Genomic DNA, 23,598 nt, shown 5'->3' with positions numbered 1-23,598 from the left:
ATGTCGAAATTTTTTATCGACCGTCCGATTTTCGCCTGGGTAATTGCCCTGGTGATCATGTTGGTCGGGGCACTATCGATCCTGAAATTGCCAATCAACCAGTACCCGAGCATTGCACCGCCAGCCATCGCGATCTCCGTGACCTACCCGGGCGCTTCGGCGCAAACCGTGCAGGACACTGTGGTCCAGGTGATCGAGCAGCAGCTCAACGGTATCGACAACCTGCGTTATGTGTCCTCGGAAAGTAACTCCGACGGCAGCATGACCATCACCGCGACCTTCGAGCAAGGCACCAACTCCGACACCGCGCAGGTTCAGGTCCAGAACAAGCTGAACCTGGCCACCCCGCTGCTGCCGCAGGAAGTGCAGCAACAGGGTATCCGCGTGACCAAGGCAGTGAAGAACTTCCTGCTGGTGATCGGCGTGGTGTCGCGTGACGGCAGCATGACCAAGGACGACCTGTCCAACTACATCGTGTCGAACATGCAGGACCCGATCTCGCGGACTGCCGGTGTCGGCGACTTCCAGGTCTTCGGTGCCCAGTACGCGATGCGCATCTGGCTCGATCCGGCCAAGCTGAACAAGTACAACCTGACGCCGTCGGATGTCAGCGCCGCGATCTCGGCGCAGAACGTCCAGGTGTCTTCCGGTCAGCTCGGCGGTTTGCCGGCGCTGCCTGGCCAGCAACTGAACGCCACGATCATCGGCAAGACCCGTCTGCAGACTGCCGAGCAATTCAAGGCGATCCTGCTGAAGGTCAATCAGGACGGCTCCCAGGTCCGTGTCGGCGATGTGGCCGATGTCGGTCTGGGCGGTGAAAACTCGAGTATTTCCGCCCAGTTCAACGGTAGCCCGGCGTCCGGTCTGGCGGTAAAACTGGCCAACGGTGCCAACGCCCTCGACACGGCCAAAGCGCTGCGCAAGACGATTGACGACCTCAAGCCGTTCTTCCCGCAAGGCATGGAAGTGGTGTTCCCGTATGACACCACTCCGGTCGTGACCGAGTCGATCAAGGGTGTGGTTGAAACCCTGGTCGAAGCGATCGTGCTGGTGTTCCTGGTGATGTTCCTGTTCCTGCAGAACTTCCGCGCCACCGTCATCACCACGATGACCGTGCCGGTGGTATTGCTCGGTACGTTCGGCATCCTCGCCGCCGCCGGTTTCAGCATCAACACCCTGACCATGTTCGGTATGGTGCTGGCCATCGGCTTGCTGGTGGACGACGCCATCGTCGTGGTGGAAAACGTCGAGCGGGTGATGGCCGAAGAAGGCCTGTCACCGAAGGAAGCGACCAAGAAGTCGATGGGTCAGATCCAGGGTGCCCTGGTCGGTATCGCCCTGGTGCTGTCGGCGGTACTGCTGCCGATGGCGTTCTTCAGCGGTTCCACCGGTGTGATCTACAAGCAGTTCTCGATCACCATCGTCTCGGCCATGGCCCTGTCGGTAATGGTTGCACTGATCTTCACCCCGGCACTCTGCGCGACCATGCTCAAGCCGATTGCCAAGGGTGACCACGGCACGCCGAAAAAAGGTTTCTTCGGCTGGTTCAACCGCAATTTCGATCGCGGTGTCAGAAGTTATGAGCGCGGTGTCGGCAACATGCTGTCGCGCAAAGCCCCGTACCTGCTGGCGTACCTGCTGATCGTCGTCGGCATGATCTGGCTGTTCACCCGCATTCCAACCGCGTTCCTGCCGGAAGAAGACCAGGGCGTACTGTTCGCCCAGGTGCAAACCCCGGCCGGTTCCAGTGCGGAACGTACTCAAGTCGTGATCGACGAGATGCGTACCTACCTGCTGGATAAAGAAGCGGGTGCGGTGTCTTCGGTGTTCACCGTGAACGGCTTCAACTTTGCCGGTCGTGGTCAGAGCTCGGGTCTGGCGTTCATCATGCTCAAGCCGTGGCACGAGCGTGATTCGGGCAACAGCGTGTTTGCCCTGGCACAGCGGGCGCAGCAACACTTCTTCAGTTTCCGCGATGCGATGGTGTTTGCGTTCGCCCCGCCTGCGGTACTGGAATTGGGTAACGCCACCGGTTTCGACGTGTTCCTGCAGGACCGCGCCGGCATCGGTCACGAAAAACTGATGGAAGCCCGTAACCAGTTCCTCGGCATGGCCGCGCAGAGCAAGGTGCTCTACCAGGTGCGTCCGAACGGTCTGAACGACGAGCCGCAATACCATCTGGAAATCGACGATGAGAAAGCCCAGGCCCTGGGTCTGAGCCTCTCCGACATCAACAGCACCCTGTCGATCTCCTTCGGTAGTAGCTACGTCAACGACTTCATCGACCGTGGTCGGGTGAAGAAGGTGTATGTGCAAGGTCAGGCCGGTGCGCGCATGAGCCCTGAAGACCTGAAAAAGTGGTACGTGCGCAACAGCGCCGGGACCATGGTGCCGTTCTCCGCGTTCGCCAAGGGCGAGTGGATCTACGGTTCGCCGAAACTGGCCCGTTACAACGGCGTCGAAGCGATGGAAGTGCTCGGTTCTCCGGCGCCGGGTTACTCCACCGGTGAAGCGATGGCCGAAGTCGAAGCGATTGCCAAGAAGCTGCCGGCCGGTGTCGGTATCTCCTGGACCGGTCTGTCCTACGAGGAACGTCTGTCGGGCTCGCAAGCGCCAGCGCTGTACGCCCTGTCGCTGCTGATGGTGTTCCTGTGTCTGGCGGCGTTGTATGAAAGCTGGTCGATTCCGATCGCGGTCATGCTCGTGGTACCGCTGGGGATCATCGGTGCGCTGATGGCCACCAGCCTGCGCGGGCTGTCCAACGACGTGTACTTCCAGGTGGGCCTGTTGACGACCATCGGTCTTGCGGCTAAAAACGCCATTCTGATCGTCGAGTTCGCCAAGGAGCTGCATGAACAAGGGCGCAGTCTGCGCGATGCGGCGATCGAAGCGTGCCGCATGCGTCTGCGACCGATCATCATGACCTCGCTGGCGTTCGTCCTCGGTGTAGTACCGCTGGCGATCTCCACCGGTGCCGGTTCGGGTAGCCAGCACGCGATCGGTACTGGCGTGATTGGCGGTATGCTCACGGCCACGATCCTGGCGATCTTCTGGGTCCCACTGTTCTTCGTCACGGTTTCGTCCATCGGCCAGCGTAAAATCGCCGACCCGGACGAGACGACTGAAACTCCTAAAGAGGCTGGCCAATGAGCAAGTCGCTACTCTCCATCGCAGTCGCCGCCTTCGTGCTGAGCGGTTGCTCGCTGATCCCCGATTATCAGCAGCCTGAAGCACCGGTCGCGGGCCAGTACCCGCAGGGGCCGGCGTACTCGCCGGCCCAGGCTCCGGCGCAAGCCGCTGCCGAACAGGGCTGGAAGCAGTTTTTCCATGACCCGGCCCTGCAACAGCTGATCCAGGTATCACTGGAAAACAACCGCGACCTGCGTGTCGCGGCGCTGAACATCGACGCCTATGCGGCTCAATACCGCATCCAGCGTGCCGACCTGTTCCCGGCGGTTTCGGCCAATGCCAGCGGCAGCCGTCAGCGGGTTCCGGCCCGTGCCTCGCAGACCGGTGAAGCGAACATCAGCAGCTCCTACACCGCGACCGTCGGCATCAGCGCCTACGAACTCGACCTGTTCGGTCGGGTGCGCAGCCTGAGCGAACAAGCGCTGCAACAATATTTCGCCACCGAAGAAGCGCGCCGCAGCACGCAGATCAGTCTGGTGGCCAGTGTCGCCAACGCGTACATGACCTGGCAGGCCGACAAGGAACTGCTCAAGCTGACGCAAGACACCCTCGGTGCCTTTGAAGAAAGCTACAAGCTGACCAGCCGCAGCAACGAAGTCGGTGTGGCTTCGGCGCTGGACCTGGCGCAGTCGCGCACCTCGGTGGAAAACGCCCGGGCGCAATTGGCCAAGTACACCCGTCAGGTGGCTCAGGACGAAAACAGCCTGACGCTGCTGCTCGGCACCGGCATCCCGGCCAATCTGCAAGCGGCCAAACCGCTGTCGGATGATCTGCTCAGCGACGTACCGGCCGGTCTGCCTTCGGACCTGCTGCAGCGTCGTCCGGACATCCTCCAGGCCGAGTACAACCTGAAAGCGGCCAACGCCAACATCGGCGCCGCCCGTGCAGCGTTCTTCCCGAGCATCAGCCTGACCGCCAACGCGGGCAGCCTGAGCCCGGACCTGTCCGGTCTGTTCAAGGGCGGTTCGGGGACCTGGCTGTTCCAGCCGCAGATCAACCTGCCGATCTTCAACGCCGGCAGCCTGCGTGCCAGCCTCGACTATGCCAAGATCCAGAAGGACATTGGCGTGGCGAACTACGAGAAGTCGATTCAAACCGCCTTCCAGGAAGTCGCCGACGGCCTGGCTGCCCGCCAGACCTACACCGAGCAGCTGCAAGCGCAGCGTGACTTCGTCGCGGCCAACCAGGATTACTACCGCCTGGCCGAGCGTCGTTACCGCATCGGTGTCGACAGCAACCTGACCTTCCTCGACGCCCAGCGTCAGCTGTTCAGTGCGCAACAGGCACTGATCACCGACCGCCTCGCGCAGCTGACCAGTGCGGTCAACCTGTACAAGGCCCTGGGTGGTGGCTGGAATGCGCAGACCGCGCAGAACGAACCGCTGAAAGAAGAAGCACCGAAGATGAAGCTGTTCTGATCATCCGGTGAACACAAGGAGCCCGCCATTTGGCGGGCTTTTTGTTGCCTGAAACAAATGTGTTGTCTGGAATGGCGCTATCGCGAGCAGGCTCACTCCTACAGGGGAACGCATTCCAATTGTAGGAGTGAGCCTGCTCGCGATAGCGCCTTATCGACCACCACAAAACCCGGCTCAATCTTGCGTTCGATAATCGCCCAAAACCCGCTTTCCCCGATTGAATCCCGCCCATCGCCCCCCGCACCATTCGCTCCACAAAACCAATAACAACAGGTTCGACACCATGCTCCCGCGCCCTGTCCCGTCCGGCTGATCGCCGCCGCTTCATCCCTGATTCTGCAAGCTCGTGCCCGCCCCGAAAATGGCAGTAAGGGCTCCGTTCGACCTAAAAAAAATAACAAGAGACCCTGCGATGACTCATCCAACTGCGCCGTACGCACTCCCCGGCCTGATCGCCCTGGCCCTGACCGGCGTCGCCCTCCCCGCCGCAGCCGAAGAAGCCGGTTTCGTCGAAGGTGCCAAGGTCAACCTCAACCTGCGCAACTTCTACATCAACCGCAACTTCACCAACCCGACCAAGGCTCAGGGCAAGGCTGAAGAGTGGACGCAGAACTTCATCCTCGACGCCAAATCCGGCTTCACCCAAGGCACCGTTGGCTTCGGCATGGACGTGCTCGGCCTGTACTCGGTGAAACTCGATGGCGGCAAAGGCACCGGTGGCACGCAACTGCTGCCGCTGGATCACGACGGACGGCCGGCGGACAACTTCGGTCGCACCAACGTCGCGTTCAAGGCCAAGCTCTCTCAGACCGAAATCAAGGTTGGCGAATGGATGCCGGTGCTGCCGATCCTGCGCTCGGACGACGGCCGTTCGCTGCCGCAAACCTTCCGTGGCGGGCAGATCACTTCGAAGGAAATCAACGGGCTGACCCTGTACGGCGGGCAGTTCCGCGCCAACAGCCCGCGCGACGACAGCAGCATGAGCGACATGTCGATGACCGGCAAAGCGGCGTTCACCTCTGATCGCTTCAACTTTCAGGGCGGCGAGTACGTTTTCAACGAAAAACGCACGCAGATCGGCCTGTGGAACGCCGAGCTCAAGGACATCTACAGCCAGCAATACCTCAACCTGACTCACAGCCAGCCACTGGGCGACTGGACGCTGGGCGCCAACCTCGGCTTCTTCTACGGCAAGGACGACGGCAGCGCCCGCGCCGGCGAACTCGACAACAAGACCTGGTCGGGGATGTTCTCGGCCCGCTACGGCGGCAACACCTTCTACGTCGGCCTGCAAAAACTCACCGGCGACAGCGCCTGGATGCGGGTCAACGGCACCAGCGGCGGCACCCTGGCCAACGACAGTTACAACGCCAGCTACGACAACGCTCAGGAACGCTCCTGGCAGGTGCGCCACGACTACAACTTCGCCGCCCTGGGCATCCCCGGCCTGACCCTGATGAACCGCTACATCAGCGGCGACAACGTGCACACCGGAACCATCACCGACGGCAAGGAATGGGGCCGCGAATCGGAACTGGGCTACACCGTGCAGAGCGGCGCCCTGCGCGACCTCAACGTGCGCTGGCGCAACTCGACCATGCGCCGCGATTTCAGCAACAACGAGTTCGACGAAAACCGTCTGATCATCAGCTATCCGATCAGCCTGCTCTGAACCCGCACGCCGGCGCTGCACAAGCGGCGCCGGCATCAACCACTGGTCAGCCCGGACTGGCGATTTGTCGAGGCGCAGATACAGTCAACAGAGTGTGTAAATTCTCCAGCCTGCTGTAGGAGCCCTTAGTTTTCTTCCGTTATCTCCGGATGCTGTACGCGAAGCTGCCTTGGCCACGGAGGTCAGGTATGAGCAAGCGAATAGTTATCGTCGGTGGCGGTGTAGGTGGAACCATGCTGGCCAATCAACTGGTCGGCAAGCTGTATCCCGAAGTTCTACGCGGCGACGTCTCGATTACATTGCTGTCCAGTTCTCCCGATCATTACTACAAACCTGCGTTCATGTACGTGGCGTTCAGTCAGTTCTTCGAAGAGGAACTCAAACGTGCGGAACGCTCATTGTTGCGCCCGGAAATCCGTTTCCATGTCGAAGAAGTCACCCGTTTCGACTTTTCCGGGCAGCAATTGCGCACCCGAACCGGCAAGCGCTTCGACTATGATTTTCTGGTGATCGCCACCGGCTGCGTGCCGGCGCCGGAACGCATCGAGGGTCTGCAAGAAGCCGGCGACCACTTCTATCAATACCTTCCTGCCCGGCAGCTGGCGCAACGCCTGAACACCATCGAAAAAGGCCGGATCTTCATTACCGTGTCCTTCCCGCAGACACCGAACGTCCCGCACCAATGCGGAATCGCGCCCGTGGAAACGACATTGATGCTGGATGATCTGTTGCGTCGCCGGGGCGTTCGCGAGCAAGTGGAAATCATCTACACCTACCCGACGGTTGCCCAGCTATTGCGCAATTGTCTGTTCTTGCAGCGTCCCACCGGTGAAATTCTGCCGAGCATCTTTGCCCAGAAAAACATTCAATTTCAGCGCGGCTTCACCCTGAGCCATGTGGATCCTGATGCAAAAATCGCCTACTCAATCGAGGGCGATGCGCAACCCTTCGACATCTTGATGGCTACCCCGCCAATCCAGGCCGTCGAGGTGGTGCGTGAGTGCGGCATCTCACAAGCCGCCAATGATGAAGGATGGCTGCCGACCAATCACGAAACGCTGCAGGTCTACGGTCTGGAGAATGTCTACGTGATCGGCGACACCGTCGACCTGCCGGTCAGCAAGGCCGGCGGCGCCTGTCACAACCAGGCGCCGGTGATCGCCAACAACATCACGGCCCAGATCCGTCTTGGCGCACCCAACTCGGTATACGACGGTCGGGTACAGGCGGTAGCACAAATGGGCCTGAATGCCGGGATGCCACTCTGGTACGACTACGCCCACGATGTATTGCCGACACCCCCGACCAAATTGGGCGGTCTGCTCAGAAACGGCTTCAATCGCGGTCTTTACTGGGCAGTGGCCCGGGGAATGCTTTGACCCTGCACAGGGAGGAGTGATTGCTCATGAACATGCCCGAGGAAATGTCAGCCACGCCCGGGTTCACTGCACTGATGGCGAAACTGCAGCCGTTAATCGATGGCGGACGCCTGGAGAATATTGTCGACCTGCTTTCCCTGGTTTCCGATATTGCCGATCTGCTCGACGCGGCCATGGTGGAAAAACTCGCGCAATTGTTCGAGAGCAGCACAGCCGCCACCTGGACAGTCAGTAATGCAGTGCGCGTAGCCAAAGCCGAAGTATCGGCACAGTCAGCGGCGCCGGGCACTCTGGCGTTGCTCAAACTGCTGAATGAAGAGGACACACGCAAAGGCGTGGCCGTTGTCCTGAAAACCCTCAACGTCATTGGACGACAACTGTAATCCGCCAGAGAGGACCTCCTCATGAGCGCCAAACTCGAAACGGCAGGGAACGCCTGCACCCACTGGGACGCCAAGGCGTACCAGCAGTTTTCCCGTCTCAGGCAACGCCCGGTCAACGAATTGCTCGACCGTATCGATCTGCTCGACCCCAGACGAATTTATGACCTGGGCTGCGGCACCGGCATCGCCACTCAACGGCTGGCCGAGCGCTGGCCGCGTGCGCAGTTGCTGGGTGTCGACAGCTCGCGGCAGATGCTTGATCAGGCCCGGTGCCTGCCGATCAACGCCCAATGGCAAGAGTGCGACCTGCTCGACTGGCAACCTGAACAACCGGCCGATCTGCTGCTCGCGGCGGCGGTGCTGCATTTCATTGGCGATCATCAACACCTGCTGCCGCGCCTGCTGGGGTATCTGCGCCCGGGCGGCTGTCTGGCGGTGCACATGCCGGACTGGCGCGATGCCTTGTGGTATCGATTGATGCTCGACACCCTCGACGACGCGGGACCGGGACACACCCCCATCGGCACACCGCAACTGCGCCAGTGCATGGCTGCGCGGTCATTGTTGACACTGGAGGACTATTACCGCGTGCTGGCGCCGCTGACCACGTCGCTGGAGATCTGGGAAACCGAGCAATTGCAGGTGGTTGGCGGCAAATCGCCGGTGTACGACTGGGTGAAGGTCTCGGCGCTGCGGCCGGTGATGCAAACGCTGACGTCTCAGGAACAGGCGCGGTTTATCTATCGCTTCCTGATGCGGGTGCATAAACATTACCCGCCGGAGAAAAACGGGCAGACTCTGTTTCCGTTCAAGCGGATTTTCATTGTAGCCAGGGTGTGATGTGTCACGACAAATATCGCCATCGCGAGCAGGCTCACTCCTACAGATGAACGCGTTCCATTGTAGGAGTGAGCCTGCTCGCGATGGCGTCAGTTCAGACACCATCACTCCCGGGATTCGACTCCCAGTTCATCCCACACCGACTCCGCCAGATGGAACGTTGCATTCGCCGCCGGGATCCCGCAATAAATCGCACTCTGCATGATCACTTCCTTGATCTCGCCCCGGCTCACACCGTTGTTGGCCGCCGCACGCAGATGCAATTTCAGTTCGGCCTCGCGGTTCATCCCGATCAGCATAGCGATGGTGATCAGGCTGCGCGTGTGCCGAGGCAGGCCCGGGCGGGTCCAGATGTCGCCCCAGGCGTGACGAGTGATCATCTCCTGGAATTCCGAGTTGAACTCGGTCAGCGCATTCAGGCTGCGATCAACGTGGGCATCACCCAATACCGCGCGGCGTACTTGCAGGCCTTCGTCGTAACGTTGCTTCTCGTCCACAAAAATTTCCTCACTGAGCGTTCAGAAACGCCAACACACGATCACTGAAAGCGGCACCGGCCTGCACGTTGGACAGGTGCGCGGCATAGAACTCGGCGTACTCGGCGCCGCGCACATGCTCCTGAATGAAATGCCCACCGGACGGTGGCGTCACCGCATCTTCAGTACCGGCAATCACCAACAACGGCAGGTTGATCGAGGCCAGTTGCTCACGGAAATCGGCATCGCGCACTGCCGCGCAATTGGCCGCATAACCTTCAGGCGAAGTCGCCGCGAGCATGTCGGTGATCTTCTTCGCCGCGGCCGGATTGGCCGCGGAAAAATCAGGCGTGAACCAACGGGCAATCGACGCATCACGCAATGCGACCATCGCTGCCGGGCCATCACGCAACACGGTTTCGATGCGCGGGTTCCACACCGATGGATCACCGATCTTCGCGGCGGTGTTGCACACGATCAATTTGTGCAGACGATGACCGGCATTGATCCCCAGCCACTGGCCGATCAAGCCACCCATCGACAGTCCGCAGAAATGCGCGCGTTCGATGTGCAGCGCATCCAGCAAGCCGAGCACGTCGCGGCCCAGTTGCTCGATGCTGTAAGGCCCCGGCGTCACCAGCGACTGGCCGTGACCACGGGTGTCGAAACGCAGCACCCGGAAATACTCGGTGAATGCCGACATCTGCGCGTCCCACATGTGCAGGTCGGTGCCCAGCGAGTTGGACAGCACCAGCACCGGTGCGTCGACCGGACCTTCAATAACGTAATGCAGTTCGCCATCGGCGAGTTGAACGAAAGCCACAGCTCTCTCCTATCAGACAGACAATGCGTTATGTTCGGCCACCGCGCGCTCGACCCAGACTTGCGCCTGGCCGAGGTAATGCGCGGGGTCGAGCAGATGATCGAGTTCGGTGCTGCTCAGTTCGGCGGTCACTTGCGGCACGTCGCCGAGTACCGCACGCAGGTGGCGCTGTTCGGCCACCGCGCGTTTGCAACATTGTTCGAGCAGGTGATGCGCAGTGTCGCGGCCGACCCGCTGCGCGAGGACGATGCTCACCGCTTCGGCCAGAACCAGCCCTTGGGTCAATTCGAGGTTGCGCGCCATGCGCTCGGCATCGACCTCCAGACCATCGGCCAGCAAGCGCGCTTGATGCAGCGCACCGGACACCAGGCAGCATATCTCCGGCAGGGTTTCCCATTCGGCATGCCACAGCCCGAGGCTGCGTTCATGCTCCTGAGGCATGGCGCTGAACAGCGTCGAAACCAGCCCTGGCACCCGCGTCGCCGCGCCGATCAACACCGCCGCGCCGACCGGATTGCGCTTGTGCGGCATGGTCGACGAACCGCCCTTGCCCGGCGCCGACGGCTCGAACACTTCCGCCGCTTCGGTCTGCATCAACAGACTGACGTCGCGCCCGAGTTTGCCGAGGCTGCCGGCGATCAAACCGAGCACCGCGCCGAACTCGACGATGCGATCCCGCTGGGTGTGCCACGGTTGCTCAGGCAAAGTCAGTTGCAGCTCTTCGGCCAGCGCCTGAGCGATCGGCAATGCTTGCTCGCCGAGCGCCGCGAGGGTGCCGGAAGCACCGCCGAATTGCAGCACCAGCAGCCGCGGCTTGAGTTCGCGCAGACGCTGACGGCTGCGGGTTACCGCGCCGAGCCAACCGGCAATCTTCATCCCGAGGGTGACGGGCGTGGCGTGCTGCAGCCAGGTGCGCCCGGCCAATGGCGTCGCCGCATGCCGCTGCGCTTGGGTGGCGAGCGAATCGGCCAGCGCTGCCAGATCGCTTTCAATCAGCTCCAGCGCCTGCCGCAATTGCAGGACCAGCCCGGAATCCATCACGTCCTGACTGGTGGCGCCCAGATGCACATAGCGCTCGGCCTCGGCACTGCTTGCGGCGATCTGCTTGCCCAACGCCTTGACCAGTGGAATCGCCGAGTTGCCGGCCGTGGCAATCGCCTCGCCCAGCGCCGCGAAGTCATACAGACCGGCATTGCAAGCGGCGGCAATCGGCGCCACGGCAGACGCCGGAATCACCCCGACCCGCGCCTCGGCCCGGGCCAGCGCCGCTTCGAAATCGAGCATGGCCTGCACCCGGCCCTGATCGCAGAACACCTCGCGCATATCGCGGGCCGTGAAGTAGGCATCGAACAATTGATTGCCCGGTCGCTGAGTCATAAACAGTCCTTGCCGGCGCGGGCCATCGCGGCCCGCGCTCATCGGTTTACAGATCGTGGTGCAAGTACGCCGCCTGTTTCGGCAGGCGCAGGCTGAACAGGAACGCCACCGCCATCATCACCGTGACGTACCAGTAGAAGGCGTTTTCCATGCCCCCGGCTTTCAGGCTCAGGGCCACGTATTCCGCCGAACCGCCGAAGATCGCGTTGGCCACCGCATAGGCCAGACCGACGCCGAGGGCGCGGACTTCCGGCGGGAACATTTCGGCTTTCACCAGGCCGCTGATCGAGGTGTAGAAACTGACAATCGCCAGCGCCACGGTGATCAGCACAAAGGCCAGAATCGGGCTGCTGATGCTTTTCAGGCTCAACAGGATCGGCACAGTGAACAGCGTGCCGAGCGCGCCGAACCAGAGCATCGAATTACGTCGGCCGATCTTGTCGGCGAGCATGCCGAACAGCGGCTGCATGCACATGTACAGGAACAGCGCGCCGGTCATGATGTAGCTGGCGGTCTTGGCGTGCATGCCGGCGGTGTTCACCAGGTACTTCTGCATGTACGTGGTGAAGGTGTAGAAAATCAGCGAGCCACCGGCGGTGTAACCGAGCACGGTGATGAACGCGGCTTTGTGATCACGGAACAGCGCGCGGATGCTGCCGGCGTCCTTGTTCTCGCGCATTTCCTTGCTGGTGGTTTCTTTCAGGGAGCGACGCAGGAACAGCGAAATCACCGCCGCCACCGCACCGACCACAAACGGAATCCGCCAACCGTAAGCACGCAGTTCATCTTCACTGAGGAACTGTTGCAGGATCACCACCAGCGACACCGCCAGCAGTTGCCCGCCAATCAGCGTCACGTACTGGAACGAGGCAAAAAAGCCGCGCTGGCCCTTGAGCGCGACTTCACTCATGTAGGTGGCGGTGGTGCCATATTCGCCACCCACCGACAGGCCTTGCAACAGCCGCGCGAACAGCAACAGCAGCGGAGCCCAGACGCCGATGCTGGCGTAAGTCGGCAGACAGGCGATGAGCAGGGAGCCGAAGCACATCATCAGCACCGAAATCATCATCGAAGTCTTGCGGCCCTTCTTGTCCGCCAGCCGCCCGAAAATCCAGCCGCCAATCGGGCGCATCAGAAACCCGGCAGCGAACACCCCGGCCGTGTTGACCAGTTGCACCGTGGGGTTGTCGGAGGGGAAAAACGCCGGGGCGAAATAGATCGCGCAGAAGGCATAGACGTAGAAGTCGAACCATTCGACGAGGTTGCCGGACGAGGCACCGACAATGGCGAAGATGCGCTTGCTGCGCTCCTCGCCGGTGTAATGAGCGGTGGTAGTGGTCATTGTTTTTTACTCTGAAGGGACAGGTGAGAGTCTAGACACACTTCGCAACAGTCCCGTTCCACAGATACATCCACGAGGCATTACACAACCCCTCCTCTGAAAGAGGGCTTTTGTGGCGAGGGGATTCATCCCCGATCGAGTGCGCAGCACTCGCAAATCCAGCAGACGCGGCGTGTCAGTTTCACCGTGAACTCCGGTCTTGGGGCTGCTTCGCAGCCCATCGGGGATAAATCCCCTCACCACAAACTCACTCCAATGGAACGAGGTGCGATCAATAATCGAAGAACACCGTCTCAGCCTCAGTGCCCTGCAAAATCACATTCCACTGATAAACCCCCGCCGCATCCGGCTTCGTCAGCAACGTCCCGCGGCGCTCCGCCGGCACACATTCCAGCAGCGGATCATCGACGTTCGCCGGGTCGCCTTCGAAGTAGATGCGTGTCAGCAAGTGCTTGACCAGACCACGGGCAAACACCAGCACCACCAGATGCGGGGCCTGGGTCGAGCCCTTCAGGCCTTCGACCGTGCCCGGTTTGATCGTGGTGAAACGGAAGCGCCCTTCGGCGTCCACCGGCACCCGGCCAAAACCTTCGAAGTGCGGATCCAGCGGTTTGTCCTGCTCGTCTTCCGGGTGCGCGTACTTGCCGGCGGCATTGGCCTGCCAGACTTCGAGCATCGCGTCGTTGACAACATCGCCGTTGCCGTCAACGACTTGGCCGGTGATCGCCACGCGCTCGCCGAGGGTTTGTTCGACCGCGAGGTTTTCGCGGTTCAGCCAGGTCAGGCCGATGTGGTAGTACGGCCCGACGGTGTGGGACGTGGTGGCAGTCAGCGTCATCTTATTTCTCCATCGGCGTGGCGTCGCGGCCGCGCAAGACGATGTCCCAGCGATAGCCGAGGGCGTAGGACGGAATGGTTTTTTCCAGATCGAAAGCGGCGATCAGACGTTCTTTCGCGGAGGTGTCCGGCACGCAGTTGTAGATTGGGTCATAGGCCAGCAGCGGGTCGCCGGGGAAATACATCTGCGTCACCAGACGGGTGAGGATGCTCGGCCCGAACAGCGAGAAATGGATGTGCGCCGGGCGCCACGCGTTGTGGTGGTTACCCCACGGATAGGCGCCGGGCTTGATGGTCTGGAACTGATACCAGCCATCGGCGTCGGTCACGGTGCGGCCGGTGCCGGTGAAGTTCGGGTCCAGCGGCGCGTCGTGCAGGTCGCGCTTGTGGTTGTAGCGGCCGGCGGCGTTGGCCTGCCAGATCTCCACCAGAATCCCCGGCACCGGCAAACCGTTTTCGTCGAGCACACGGCCGTGAATGATGATGCGCTCGCCCAACGGCTCGCCGTCGTGCTGCGCGGTCAGGTCGTTGTCTTTCTCGGCGACGCGTTCGGCACCGATGGTCGGGCCGGTGATCTCCGACAACGAATGCGGCAGAAACACCAACGGCTTGGACGGCGAGCGCAGGTTGGTGGATTGATACGTCGGGTGCAGGTATTCAGGCTGGGTGCCTTCCTGCGGACGACGGTAGCCAGGCTTGTCAGTCATTTCGCTTTCCTCTGTTCTTATCAGTCGACGCGCTGCGTCAGACGCGTTCGATGGCCAGGGCCAGACCCTGCCCTACGCCGACGCACATGGTCGCCAGACCTTTCTTGCCGCCGGTCTTTTCCAGCTGATGCAACGCAGTCAGCACCAGTCGCGCCCCGCTCATGCCCAACGGGTGGCCCAAGGCAATCGCGCCACCGTTCGGGTTGACCTGCGGCGCATCGTCGGCCAGACCCAATTCACGCAGCACTGCCAGGCCTTGGCTGGCGAAGGCTTCGTTGAGTTCGATCACATCGAAATCGCTGACCGCCACGCCGAGACGCTCGATCAGTTTGCGCACCGCCGGCACCGGGCCGATACCCATCACCCTAGGTGCAACACCGGCGCTGGCCATACCCAGCACTTTGGCCCGTGCTGTCAGGCCGTGTTTTTTCACCGCTTCCGCCGACGCGAGAATCAGCGCGGCGGCGCCGTCGTTGACCCCGGACGCGTTGCCGGCGGTGACAGTCTTGTCCGGGCCGTTGACCGGTTTGAGTTTGGTCAGCGCTTCAAGCGTGGTGTCGGCGCGGGGATGCTCGTCCTGGCTGACCACGGTTTCGCCCTTCTTGTGGGCGATCCGTACTTCGACGATCTCCTCGGCGAAATAGCCCGCCGCTTGTGCAGCGGCCGTGCGTTGCTGACTGCGCAGGGCGAAAGCGTCCTGGTCGGCGCGCGACACTTTATAGTCGTCGGCGACGTTGTCGGCGGTCTGCGGCATCGCGTCGACGCCGTACTGGGCTTTCATCAGCGGGTTGATGAAACGCCAGCCAATGGTGGTGTCTTCCAGTTTCATGTTGCGCGAGAACGCTGCGTCCGCCTTGCCCATCACGAACGGCGCGCGGGACATCGACTCGACGCCGCCGGCAATCGCCAGCTCCATCTCGCCGCTGGCGATCGCACGGAAAGCAGTTCCGATCGCGTCCATGCCCGAAGCGCAGAGACGGTTGAGGGTCACGCCCGGCACGCTGTCCGGCAGCCCCGCCAGCAGCAGCGCCATGCGCGCCACGTTGCGGTTGTCTTCACCAGCCTGGTTGGCGCAGCCGAGGAACACTTCGTCGATCGCGTTCCAGTCCACCGAGGGATTGCGTTCCATCAGCGCCTTGATCGGCACGGCGGCCAGATCGTCGGCGCGCACGGCGGACAAACCGCCGCCAAAACGGCCGATGGGGGTGCGAATCGCGTCGCAGATATACACGTCACGCATCATGCTTCTCCCGGTGCCTGGCCGTGGGCGGCGGCGGTGCGCGCTTCGAGATCGCGCAGTGCAGTGAGTTCGACTTCGGTCGGTGCCGCCGTGGTTTCAACGTTGTCGGCAAAGCGGATCGCCCAACCGGTGGCGGCGACCACTTGCTCGCGGGTCACGCCCGGATGCAGGGCGGTGACCACGAATTCGTGGGTGCCCTGCTCCGGTTCCATGATGCACAGGTCGGTAATGATCCCGACCGGGCCGGCACCCGGCAGGCCCAGACGCTTGCGCGAATCGCCGCCCTCGCCATGACCGACCGAGGTAATGAAGTCGAGCTTGTCGACGAACGAACGCGCCGACTGCTTGAGGATGATCAACACGCTCTTCGCCGAACCGGCGATTTCCGGCGCGCCACCGGCACCCGGCAGGCGCACTTTCGGCGCGTGATAGTCGCCGACCACAGTGGTGTTGATGTTGCCGAAACGGTCGACCTGCGCGGCGCCGAGAAAACCGACGTCGATGCGCCCACCCTGCAGCCAATAGCGAAAAATCTCACCGGTCGGCACGACGGTGTCGGCGGTCTCCGCCAGTTCACCATCACCGATCGACAGCGGCAGCACGCTAGGCTTGGCGCCAATCGGGCCGGATTCGTAGATCAGCACCACGTCCGGCGACGAAGTCAGGCGCGCGAGGTTGGCGGCTTTCGACGGCAGGCCGATACCGACGAAGCACACCGAGCCGTTCTTCAGGCGACGGGCCGCCGCGACGGTCATCATTTCATTGGTGGTGTAAGTCATTACTTGGCCTCCGAAGCAGCGGCCAGCTTGGCCTGAAACTCGCTGAAGTCAGCGCAGCCATGGATGTATTCGTTGATCCACGCGGTAAACGTCTCACGGTCGCGGGCGATCGGATCCCACGCCTGATAGAAGCGATTGTCACGCTCGGTGTAACCGTGGGCGTAGGACGGATGCGCGCCGCCGGGTACGTGGCAAACCGCGCTCAAGGCCCAGGTCGGCAGCACGCAAGCGTTCATCGGGGCGTTGAGGTTGTCGACGATTTCCTCGACGGTGACGATGCAGCGCTTGGCCGCCAGTGCCGCTTCTTTCTGCACGCCGAGAATGCCCCACAGCAGCACGTTGCCCTGACGGTCGGCTTTCTGCGCGTGGATCACGGTCACGTCCGGACGCACCGACGGCACGGCCGCCAGCACTTCACCGGTGAACGGGCAGGTCACGGACTTGATCAGCGGGTTGACCTTCGGCAGGTCGGAACCGGCGTAGGCCCGCAGTACGGCGAACGGTAGGCCGGAAGCGCCGGCGACGTAGGCGTTGGCCAGGTCGGCGTGGCTGTGCTCTTCGATTTCCAGGGCATGCGGCCACTGCTTCTCGACCGCATCGCGCAGACGGTGCAGCGAACCCACACCCGGATTGCCGCCCCAGGAAAAGATCAGCTTGCGTGCACAACCGGCACCGATCAGTTGGTCGTAGATCAGGTCAGGCGTCATCCGCACCAGGGTCAGATCTTTCTTGCCCTGCCGAATGATTTCATGACCTGCCGCCGTAGGGATCAGGTGAGTGAAGCCTTCGAGCGCGACGGTGTCGCCGTCGTTGACGAATTGCTTCACCGCGTCGTGCAGCGAAAGGATCTCAGCCATGGAGCAGGCTCCCGTTTTTGTAGTGAATCGCCAGTGATAAAAAGGCGCGAGGTTCAGCGCCGGAGTCACTGAAGATTAAGCCGCTGAAAATCGCCAAACAATCCGATAATCGACTGAGTGTTCGTTTATCGAACGGATTGTTACTCCCCTAACTATCTCCTCATTCGCGAGCAGGCTCGCTTCCACATTGGAATGCATTTCAAAATGTGGGAGCGAGCCTGCTCGCGAAAGGGCCGGAACATTCAACAAATATTCCGACGCTTAAACTCAAGTCGCATCCGCATGACTGACCATGCCTTTGATCACCACCGCAGTCGTCGCCAACGCCGCCGGAATCACCAGCGCCGTCAACACCTGCTCAAAGTTCCAGCCCAACCCCAGCAACGTCGCGCCCATCCACGCCCCGAGAATCGCGCCAAAGCGACCAATCCCGAGCATCCACGAGACCCCGGTCGCGCGCCCCTGGGTCGGATAAAACCGTGCCGCCAGAGACGGCATCGCCGATTGCGCGCCGTTGACACACATACCCGCCACCAACACCAAGGTCGCGAGCAATGTGATATTGCCCAGGCTCTGCCCTACCGCGTAGGCAAACACCCCGGCCAGCAGGTAGAAAGTGCCGATGACCTTGTGCGGATTGAAGCGATCCATCGCCCAACCCACAGCGACCGCACTCAACACCCCGCCAAACTGGAACAACGCGCCAATGAACGCCGCCTGCTCCATGCTCGCGCCGCTGTCACGCATCAGGGTCGGCAGCCAACTGGTCAGCAGATAAACGATGACCAGGCCCATGAAGTAGGTCAGCCACAGCAGCAAGGTACCGACGCTGTAGGTGCCGGAGAAAATCACCGCGAACACATTGCGCGCCTTGACGGTTTTCTGTTCCGGCACGCTGAAACTCGAGGCCTGCGCGACGGTGACCGGATCGATCGGCGACAAGGTCTTGCGTACTTTGTCGGTGCCGCGATTGCGCACTACCAGAAAACGCGCCGACTCCGGCAGCCAGAACAGCAGCACCACCGCGAGGATCAGCGGCAGGATCCCGCCGATCAGCAGCAGGCTGTGCCAGCCGAACGCCGGGATGAGCTTCGCCGAAATGAAACCGCCACCGGCCATGCCAAGGTTGAAGCCGCAGAACATGCTGGTCACCAGCAAGGATTTCTTGCGCTCCGGGGTGTATTCCGAGAGCAGCGTGGTGGCGTTGGGCATGCCGGCGCCCAGACCGAGGCCGGTGAGGAAGCGCAGCACCAGCAATTGTTCGACGTTGGTGCTGTAGGCCGAGGCCAGGCTGAAAGCGCCGAACAGCAGCACCGCGCCAACCAGCACCACTTTGCGTCCGAAGCGGTCAGCCAGCGGGCCGGAACCCAGTGCGCCGAAGACCATGCCGATCAACGCGGCGCTCATTACCGGGCCAAGGCTGGCGCGGTCGATGCCCCAGTCCTGGGACAGTGCCGGCGCGATAAAACCCATCGCCGCGGTGTCGAGACCATCGAGAAATACAATCAGGAAACACAGGATCACCACCCGCCACTGATAGCGCGAGATCGGTTGGGCATTGATGAAGGTCTGCACGTCGAGGCAGTTACCTACAGCGGACTGAGGCTGGTTCATTATTTTTATTCCACGCAAAAAACGCAGTCGAACGGCGGCCGGCCAAAGAGCGGCACGGTCACAAGAATAGAAGATCGAAATCAGGCGTTGCGGTGAATCCGGCAACAGGGAATGGAGCTGAGACAGTCGGGGAGCATGCGCATGGTGAATTGCCTCTTGTCATTATTATGGGAGTCGACAGTCCGGGCTGAGACCTGTGCTCAGCGCGGGATGACGCTGCCGCGACATTAATGATCCGGGGCTTTTAGCGTCAATTCGATAAACGCAACACTGTGCGTTTATCGAACAGCTTCATCAGGCGAACAACTGCGCGCTGAGGTCGCGGCTGGCACTGAGCAGGCCCGGCAGGAAGCGTTGTTCCAGTTCGGTACGGCTGACGCGGCCGGCGTGGGTGCTGACATTAAGCGCCGCCACCACCTGGCCCGACGCATCGTAAACCGGCACGGCAATCGAACGCAGGCCTTGTTCGAGTTCCTGATCGACGATGCACCATCCCTGCTGCCGTACCTCCTGCAGGCATTCGAGCAGACTTTCGGGGGTGTGCAGCGTGCGGCTGGTCTTGGCCACCAGTTCGGCATGGTCGAGGTATTCGCGCAGCGAGGTGTCGTCCAGCGCCGCCAGCAGGATGCGGCCCATCGATGTGCAATAGGCCGGCAGACGCCCGCCCACCGACAGGTCCACCGAGATCAGCCGTTGCGTGGTCGCCGAGCGGGCGATGTACAAAATGTCGTCACCTTCGAGCGTGGCCATGTTGCAGGCTTCGTGCAGTTGCTCGCTCATGCGGTCGAGGTACGGCTGGGCCGACACCGCCAGCGGCGTCGACGACAGATACGCGTGCCCGAGAGTCAGCACTTTGGGCAGCAACGAGTAAGTACGGCCATCAGTGGTGGCGTAACCCAGTTTGATCAGTGTGTGCAGGCAACGGCGCACGGCAGCGCGGGGAATTTCCGTGCGGTGGCTGATCTGGGCGATGGTCAGGTGCCGCTTGCGCTCCTGAAACGCCTGCACCACCGCCAGGCCACGGGCCAGCGAGGTCATGAAATCCGGATCGCCGGTCAGCGCCTGGATGCGTTTGGCCGGCGAAGCGACGATCGGCGGCGCCACGGAGGTGAAGGAGTTGCGCATTTGATCGTTCATTTCTTGTCCTTGTTTCCGGCACGAATCAATGGCTATACAAGCGGCTCGCCAGCAGATGCACAAGAGTCGAGACGCCAAGATTGGGCGATTATCGAACCGCCGACCGATTATCGCAATCCATCAGCCGCTGTCCTTCTTGGCTTCTTCATTCATTCACCTGCCTGTTCATCCAACTTCGCATGCCTCATTAGTTGATCGACTTAATGGCGCCAGAAACTGAACGCGAGTGCTTAAAAGGTTTCGGCGAATTTCAACTAGCGATAAAACTTGTCAGTAACAAAACGATCACACATCCCGAACCGTTTTTAACTTGGCAAAGATAGTCATTCCCGAATCGACCGCTATAATGCACCTCAGTGGCGCCACGTTTTCACTGGCCGAGGGTGCCGCCCGCTGACCCGATGCCTATTGCCGTCAGCCCGGCCAGCGCCTGACGCTCATTATTCATGCACCGCCAGCGCGCTTGCTGAAACAGGAAACTGATGCTGCGTCAGTTTTAATCTGGTGCCGTAGCCGCCTGCAACATGGAAGTCTTGATCGCCTTGCCGATAACGCCAATGCCTGAACCGGCATGGCCCTTTGGTGGACGTGTTCAATCGACTCGTTGCCGTGCGTTTCACCAGATATTTATCTCAACTCAAACAGGTAGCACTGTGACGAAAGACGAACTGCGCGCGGAACTTGAGCGCCAGGAACAACGTTACAAGGAAGTTTACGGCGGGGAAGTCACCACCTACGCCGCGCAACCCGAACCGGAACGCAAGGCATGGCGCAAACGCCCCACCGTTCAGGATCAGGTTTTCCAGCAAGAACTGAAAAAGATGGAAGAAGAACTCAAAACCGAAGAGCCCTGAACGGGCGATCCTGAGATTTTCGAGGGTCTGCGTCGCCACCGGCTAAAAGCACGGTGACCCGACCATGCCTTGCGCGCCCGCTATCCGCGGGCAGCGGCCTACCTCCCCCGGCCTGCACGGGAAAGGAGCGTGTCTGACTCGTTTCAGAGATATTTCACACAGGCGTTTGAGGCTCGCGCGCGCTCGACAAATTGCTTGCTGCCCAAATGTTTTTACAAGCTAATCAATGACTTAAAAAACCCTGCGTCACGCTAGGGCTTTGCACCTTGCAACAATTTAATTCGACATTGATTGCTACCGATGAGCAGGTAGGGGATCGATTTCCAGTCTTTTCTGGCATAATCGCGCCCCCTTATGACCGGGTCAGAAAACCTTCATGATCGATTTATTCAGCGGACTGGATGCTTGGGTGCTTGTGAGCCTCTTGCTCGCCCTGACGTTTGTCCTCGCCTTCGAGTTCATCAATGGATTTCATGACACCGCTAACGCGGTAGCCACTGTTATCTACACCAAAGCCATGCCGCCTCACCTGGCGGTGTTCTTCTCCGGTGTGTTCAACTTCCTCGGCGTGTTGCTGGGCGGCGTTGGCGTGGCGTATGCCATTGTTCACCTGCTGCCGGTAGAACTGCTGATCAATGTGAATACCGGCCATGGCCTGGCGATGGTGTTCTCGTTGCTCGCCGCGGCGATCACCTGGAACCTGGGCACCTGGTACTTCGGTATCCCGGCCTCCAGTTCCCACACCCTGATCGGCTCGATCCTCGGTGTCGGCCTGGCCAACGCCCTGATCAACAACATCCCGTTGGCCGACGGCGTGAACTGGCAGAAAGCGATCGACATCGGCGCCTCGCTGGTGTTTTCGCCAATGGCTGGCTTCCTGATTGCCGCGCTGATCCTGATCGGCCTGAAGTGGTGGCGCCCGCTGTCGAAGATGCACAAGACCCCGGAACAGCGCCGCAAGATCGACGACAAGAAGCACCCGCCGTTCTGGAACCGCCTGGTCCTGGTAATCTCGGCCATGGCCGTGAGCTTCGTGCACGGTTCCAACGATGGTCAGAAAGGCATCGGCCTGATCATGCTGGTACTGATCGGTATCGTGCCTGCGCAGTTCGTCCTCGACCTGAGCAGCACCACCTACCAGATCGAGCGCACCCGCGACGCGACCTTGCACCTGAGCCAGTTCTACAAGCGCAATGCCGATTCTCTGGGCGAATTCCTGGCCCTGGGCAAAAGTGTTGAAGGCGATCTGCCGGAAAAATTCCGCTGCAACCCGCAGCAGACCGAACCGACCATCAACGCCCTGCTTGGCACCCTTAAAGGTGTAGCGGACTACCATTCGCTGTCCTCGGAAAGCCGCATCGAAGTCCGTCGCTACTTGCTGTGCCTAGACGACACCGCGAAGAAAGTCGGCAAGCTGCCAGGCCTGGAAGCGCGTGAGAAGGCTGACCTGGACAAACTGCGCAAAGACCTGACCACCACCACCGAATACGCCCCGTTCTGGGTGATTCTCGCGGTGGCCCTGGCCCTCGGCCTGGGTACCATGGTCGGCTGGAAACGCGTGGTACTGACCATCGGCGAGAAGATCGGCAAGCAGGGCATGACCTACTCTCAAGGCATGTCGGCGCAGATCACTACCGCCAGCTTGATCGGTATGGCCAACATCTTCAGCCTGCCAGTGTCCACCACTCACGTGCTGTCCTCGGGCGTGGCCGGTACCATGGTCGCCAACAAGAGCGGCCTGCAGGGTGGGACTGTTCGCACTATCCTGCTGGCGTGGGTTCTGACCTTGCCGGCGACTGTGGCGCTGTCGGCTGGGTTGTTCTGGTTGGCGTCCAAAGCGTTGGGTAGCTGATAGACCGCAGCACATGAGAAAGGCGCGATTCTTGAGGATCGCGCCTTTTTTTTGGGTTTGGTTTTGTGAGCATATCCGTTGCTGCGGTAACGGCCTCCTATGGTTCCGCCCTTACGGCGGGTCACTTTTTCCAAACGCCGAAAAAGTAACCAAAAAGGCTTCCCCCGGCGTACGGCACTTCGCTTAGGCTCAGTGTTCCCTCGCTACGGTGTCCATCAGGGGGCATCGCCTCCGGTTTGCTTCGCTGCACCTCCTCTCGATGTATGCGGCTTCGCCGCATGGCGCTGCGCGCCTAACCCCCTGATGGACACCTACGCTCGGCCTGCCGAAGGGGCTGAAGATCAAAAGCCATATCAAGAGCCAGAGCAAGAGCCAGAGCCAGAGCCAGAGCCAGAGCCAGAGCCAGATCCAGATCCAGATCCAGATCCAGATCCAGATCCAGATCCAGATCAAAAGATCGCAGCCTTCGGCAGCTCCTACATGGGGTTGGGTGTATTCAGTTAGAGATTGGTCGGCTGTCAGGCCGCCTTCGCGAGCAAGCCCGCTCCCACAGTGGGATTGGGTGTGTTCAGTTAGAGATTGGTCGGCTGGCAGGCCGCCTTCGCGAGCAAGCGCACAACCCATGCGGCAAAGCCGCCCCACTCAACAGGATGAGCGCAAGCTCGGCTGCAGCTCTTGATCTTGATCCACGGGCGACATCGGAAGGCTGAGTGGAGGGATTGATCCGGGGGTGGGAGCGCAGCGACCGTTTGGCGCAGCCAAACACAGCGAGAGGAGGTGCAGCGAAGCAAACCGGAGGCGCTGCGCCCGGATCGATCCCGG

19 protein-coding genes are annotated in these 23,598 nt (G+C 61.1%); 8 read left to right on the top strand and 11 right to left on the bottom strand.

The window, feature by feature from the left end; genetic code table 11:
• The 6 genes from emhB (at position 1) to CRO59_RS04430 (ending at position 8,881) form a co-directional block, all read left to right on the top strand.
• The gene (emhB, locus tag CRO59_RS04455; RefSeq protein ID WP_027614405.1) at positions 1–3,150 is read left to right on the top strand and encodes an efflux RND transporter permease subunit EmhB; all 3,150 of its coding nucleotides are present in this window, start codon (positions 1–3) and stop codon (positions 3,148–3,150) included.
• Complete coding sequence (emhC, locus tag CRO59_RS04450; RefSeq protein WP_027614404.1) at positions 3,147–4,607, top strand: efflux RND transporter outer membrane subunit EmhC; 1,461 nt, start codon at positions 3,147–3,149, stop codon at positions 4,605–4,607. The genes emhB and emhC overlap by 4 nt, the downstream gene beginning before the upstream one ends.
• Before the next feature lie 412 nt (positions 4,608–5,019).
• The gene (locus CRO59_RS04445) at positions 5,020–6,279 is read left to right on the top strand and encodes an OprD family porin (RefSeq protein ID WP_097086604.1); all 1,260 of its coding nucleotides are present in this window, start codon (positions 5,020–5,022) and stop codon (positions 6,277–6,279) included.
• A 188-nt stretch (positions 6,280–6,467) separates the two neighbouring features.
• Positions 6,468–7,658: an FAD/NAD(P)-binding oxidoreductase gene (locus CRO59_RS04440; protein WP_095138481.1), complete on the top strand. Its 1,191-nt coding sequence runs from the start codon at positions 6,468–6,470 to the stop codon at positions 7,656–7,658.
• Positions 7,659–7,684: 26 nt separating this feature from the next.
• Positions 7,685–8,041, top strand: a complete 357-nt coding sequence (locus CRO59_RS04435; RefSeq protein ID WP_027614401.1) for a DUF1641 domain-containing protein — start codon at positions 7,685–7,687, stop codon at positions 8,039–8,041.
• 21 nt (positions 8,042–8,062) lie between these two features.
• Positions 8,063–8,881, top strand: coding sequence for a methyltransferase domain-containing protein (locus CRO59_RS04430; RefSeq protein WP_097086602.1), 819 nt, complete (start codon positions 8,063–8,065; stop codon positions 8,879–8,881).
• Between the two features lie 104 nt (positions 8,882–8,985).
• Here CRO59_RS04430 and pcaC read toward each other — a convergent pair whose 3' ends face one another.
• From pcaC to pcaR, 11 genes are all read right to left on the bottom strand, one after another.
• On the bottom strand, positions 8,986–9,378 hold the full coding sequence (gene pcaC / locus CRO59_RS04425) for a 4-carboxymuconolactone decarboxylase (RefSeq protein WP_003222417.1): 393 nt from the start codon (positions 9,376–9,378) through the stop codon (positions 8,986–8,988).
• A 10-nt stretch (positions 9,379–9,388) separates the two neighbouring features.
• On the bottom strand, positions 9,389–10,180 hold the full coding sequence (gene pcaD / locus CRO59_RS04420) for a 3-oxoadipate enol-lactonase (RefSeq protein ID WP_097086600.1): 792 nt from the start codon (positions 10,178–10,180) through the stop codon (positions 9,389–9,391).
• Positions 10,181–10,192: 12 nt separating this feature from the next.
• Positions 10,193–11,557, bottom strand: a complete 1,365-nt coding sequence (locus CRO59_RS04415) for a 3-carboxy-cis,cis-muconate cycloisomerase (RefSeq protein WP_097086598.1) — start codon at positions 11,555–11,557, stop codon at positions 10,193–10,195.
• Between the two features lie 46 nt (positions 11,558–11,603).
• Positions 11,604–12,899 (bottom strand): MFS family transporter, encoded by a 1,296-nt coding sequence (locus CRO59_RS04410; RefSeq protein WP_041070509.1) that lies wholly within the window; start codon positions 12,897–12,899, stop codon positions 11,604–11,606.
• Positions 12,900–13,170: 271 nt separating this feature from the next.
• Positions 13,171–13,737 (bottom strand): protocatechuate 3,4-dioxygenase subunit alpha, encoded by a 567-nt coding sequence (gene pcaG, locus CRO59_RS04405; protein ID WP_097086596.1) that lies wholly within the window; start codon positions 13,735–13,737, stop codon positions 13,171–13,173.
• Between the two features lies 1 nt (position 13,738).
• Positions 13,739–14,443, bottom strand: coding sequence for a protocatechuate 3,4-dioxygenase subunit beta (gene pcaH, locus CRO59_RS04400; RefSeq protein WP_027614394.1), 705 nt, complete (start codon positions 14,441–14,443; stop codon positions 13,739–13,741).
• Between the two features lie 37 nt (positions 14,444–14,480).
• On the bottom strand, positions 14,481–15,686 hold the full coding sequence (gene pcaF, locus CRO59_RS04395) for a 3-oxoadipyl-CoA thiolase (protein WP_177408942.1): 1,206 nt from the start codon (positions 15,684–15,686) through the stop codon (positions 14,481–14,483).
• The gene (locus CRO59_RS04390; protein WP_027614392.1) at positions 15,683–16,462 is read right to left on the bottom strand and encodes a CoA-transferase subunit beta; all 780 of its coding nucleotides are present in this window, start codon (positions 16,460–16,462) and stop codon (positions 15,683–15,685) included. Before CRO59_RS04390 ends, pcaF begins: the two co-directional genes overlap by 4 nt.
• A complete protein-coding gene (locus tag CRO59_RS04385) occupies positions 16,462–17,319 on the bottom strand; it encodes a CoA transferase subunit A (protein WP_003222404.1) in 858 nt (285 codons plus the stop codon). The genes CRO59_RS04390 and CRO59_RS04385 overlap by 1 nt, the downstream gene beginning before the upstream one ends.
• A gap of 267 nt (positions 17,320–17,586) precedes the next feature.
• A complete protein-coding gene (locus CRO59_RS04380) occupies positions 17,587–18,933 on the bottom strand; it encodes an MFS transporter (protein WP_027614391.1) in 1,347 nt (448 codons plus the stop codon).
• 294 nt (positions 18,934–19,227) lie between these two features.
• Positions 19,228–20,070 carry a pca regulon transcriptional regulator PcaR gene (gene pcaR / locus CRO59_RS04375; RefSeq protein ID WP_007963153.1) on the bottom strand — a complete coding sequence of 281 codons (843 nt, stop codon included), beginning with the start codon at positions 20,068–20,070 and terminating at the stop codon, positions 19,228–19,230.
• Between the two features lie 653 nt (positions 20,071–20,723).
• On the opposite strand from pcaR, the gene CRO59_RS04370 reads away from it, so the two are divergent.
• Both CRO59_RS04370 and CRO59_RS04365 read left to right on the top strand, forming a co-directional pair.
• On the top strand, positions 20,724–20,924 hold the full coding sequence (locus CRO59_RS04370) for a hypothetical protein (RefSeq protein WP_003222398.1): 201 nt from the start codon (positions 20,724–20,726) through the stop codon (positions 20,922–20,924).
• A gap of 376 nt (positions 20,925–21,300) precedes the next feature.
• Positions 21,301–22,776: an inorganic phosphate transporter gene (locus CRO59_RS04365; RefSeq protein WP_003222397.1), complete on the top strand. Its 1,476-nt coding sequence runs from the start codon at positions 21,301–21,303 to the stop codon at positions 22,774–22,776.
• The last annotated feature ends 822 nt before the right edge of the window (positions 22,777–23,598 follow it).

Origin of the sequence: Pseudomonas sp. LAMO17WK12:I5 (genome assembly GCF_900215165.1) — a bacterium.
GTDB lineage: Bacteria > Pseudomonadota > Gammaproteobacteria > Pseudomonadales > Pseudomonadaceae > Aquipseudomonas > Aquipseudomonas putida_A.
The sequence above is the reverse complement of the archived record's forward strand: the minus strand, read 5'-3'. Positions and strand labels throughout refer to the sequence as shown.

Bases quoted from the DNA above. Each gene is read 5' to 3' on its own strand.
- CRO59_RS04415 (WP_097086598.1), bottom strand. From the start codon at position 11,557: ATGACTCAGCGACCGGGCAATCAATTGTTCGATGCCTACTTCACGGCC.
- pcaF (WP_177408942.1), bottom strand. From the start codon at position 15,686: ATGATGCGTGACGTGTATATCTGCGACGCGATTCGCACCCCCATCGGC.
- CRO59_RS04380 (WP_027614391.1), bottom strand. From the start codon at position 18,933: ATGAACCAGCCTCAGTCCGCTGTAGGTAACTGCCTCGACGTGCAGACC.
- emhB (WP_027614405.1), top strand. From the start codon at position 1: ATGTCGAAATTTTTTATCGACCGTCCGATTTTCGCCTGGGTAATTGCC.
- CRO59_RS04365 (WP_003222397.1), top strand. From the start codon at position 21,301: ATGATCGATTTATTCAGCGGACTGGATGCTTGGGTGCTTGTGAGCCTC.
- CRO59_RS04410 (WP_041070509.1), bottom strand. From the start codon at position 12,899: ATGACCACTACCACCGCTCATTACACCGGCGAGGAGCGCAGCAAGCGC.
- pcaG (WP_097086596.1), bottom strand. From the start codon at position 13,737: ATGACGCTGACTGCCACCACGTCCCACACCGTCGGGCCGTACTACCAC.
- CRO59_RS04430 (WP_097086602.1), top strand. From the start codon at position 8,063: ATGAGCGCCAAACTCGAAACGGCAGGGAACGCCTGCACCCACTGGGAC.
- CRO59_RS04440 (WP_095138481.1), top strand. From the start codon at position 6,468: ATGAGCAAGCGAATAGTTATCGTCGGTGGCGGTGTAGGTGGAACCATG.
- pcaH (WP_027614394.1), bottom strand. From the start codon at position 14,443: ATGACTGACAAGCCTGGCTACCGTCGTCCGCAGGAAGGCACCCAGCCT.
- CRO59_RS04435 (WP_027614401.1), top strand. From the start codon at position 7,685: ATGAACATGCCCGAGGAAATGTCAGCCACGCCCGGGTTCACTGCACTG.
- emhC (WP_027614404.1), top strand. From the start codon at position 3,147: ATGAGCAAGTCGCTACTCTCCATCGCAGTCGCCGCCTTCGTGCTGAGC.
- CRO59_RS04445 (WP_097086604.1), top strand. From the start codon at position 5,020: ATGACTCATCCAACTGCGCCGTACGCACTCCCCGGCCTGATCGCCCTG.
- CRO59_RS04390 (WP_027614392.1), bottom strand. From the start codon at position 16,462: ATGACTTACACCACCAATGAAATGATGACCGTCGCGGCGGCCCGTCGC.
- CRO59_RS04385 (WP_003222404.1), bottom strand. From the start codon at position 17,319: ATGGCTGAGATCCTTTCGCTGCACGACGCGGTGAAGCAATTCGTCAAC.
- pcaR (WP_007963153.1), bottom strand. From the start codon at position 20,070: ATGAACGATCAAATGCGCAACTCCTTCACCTCCGTGGCGCCGCCGATC.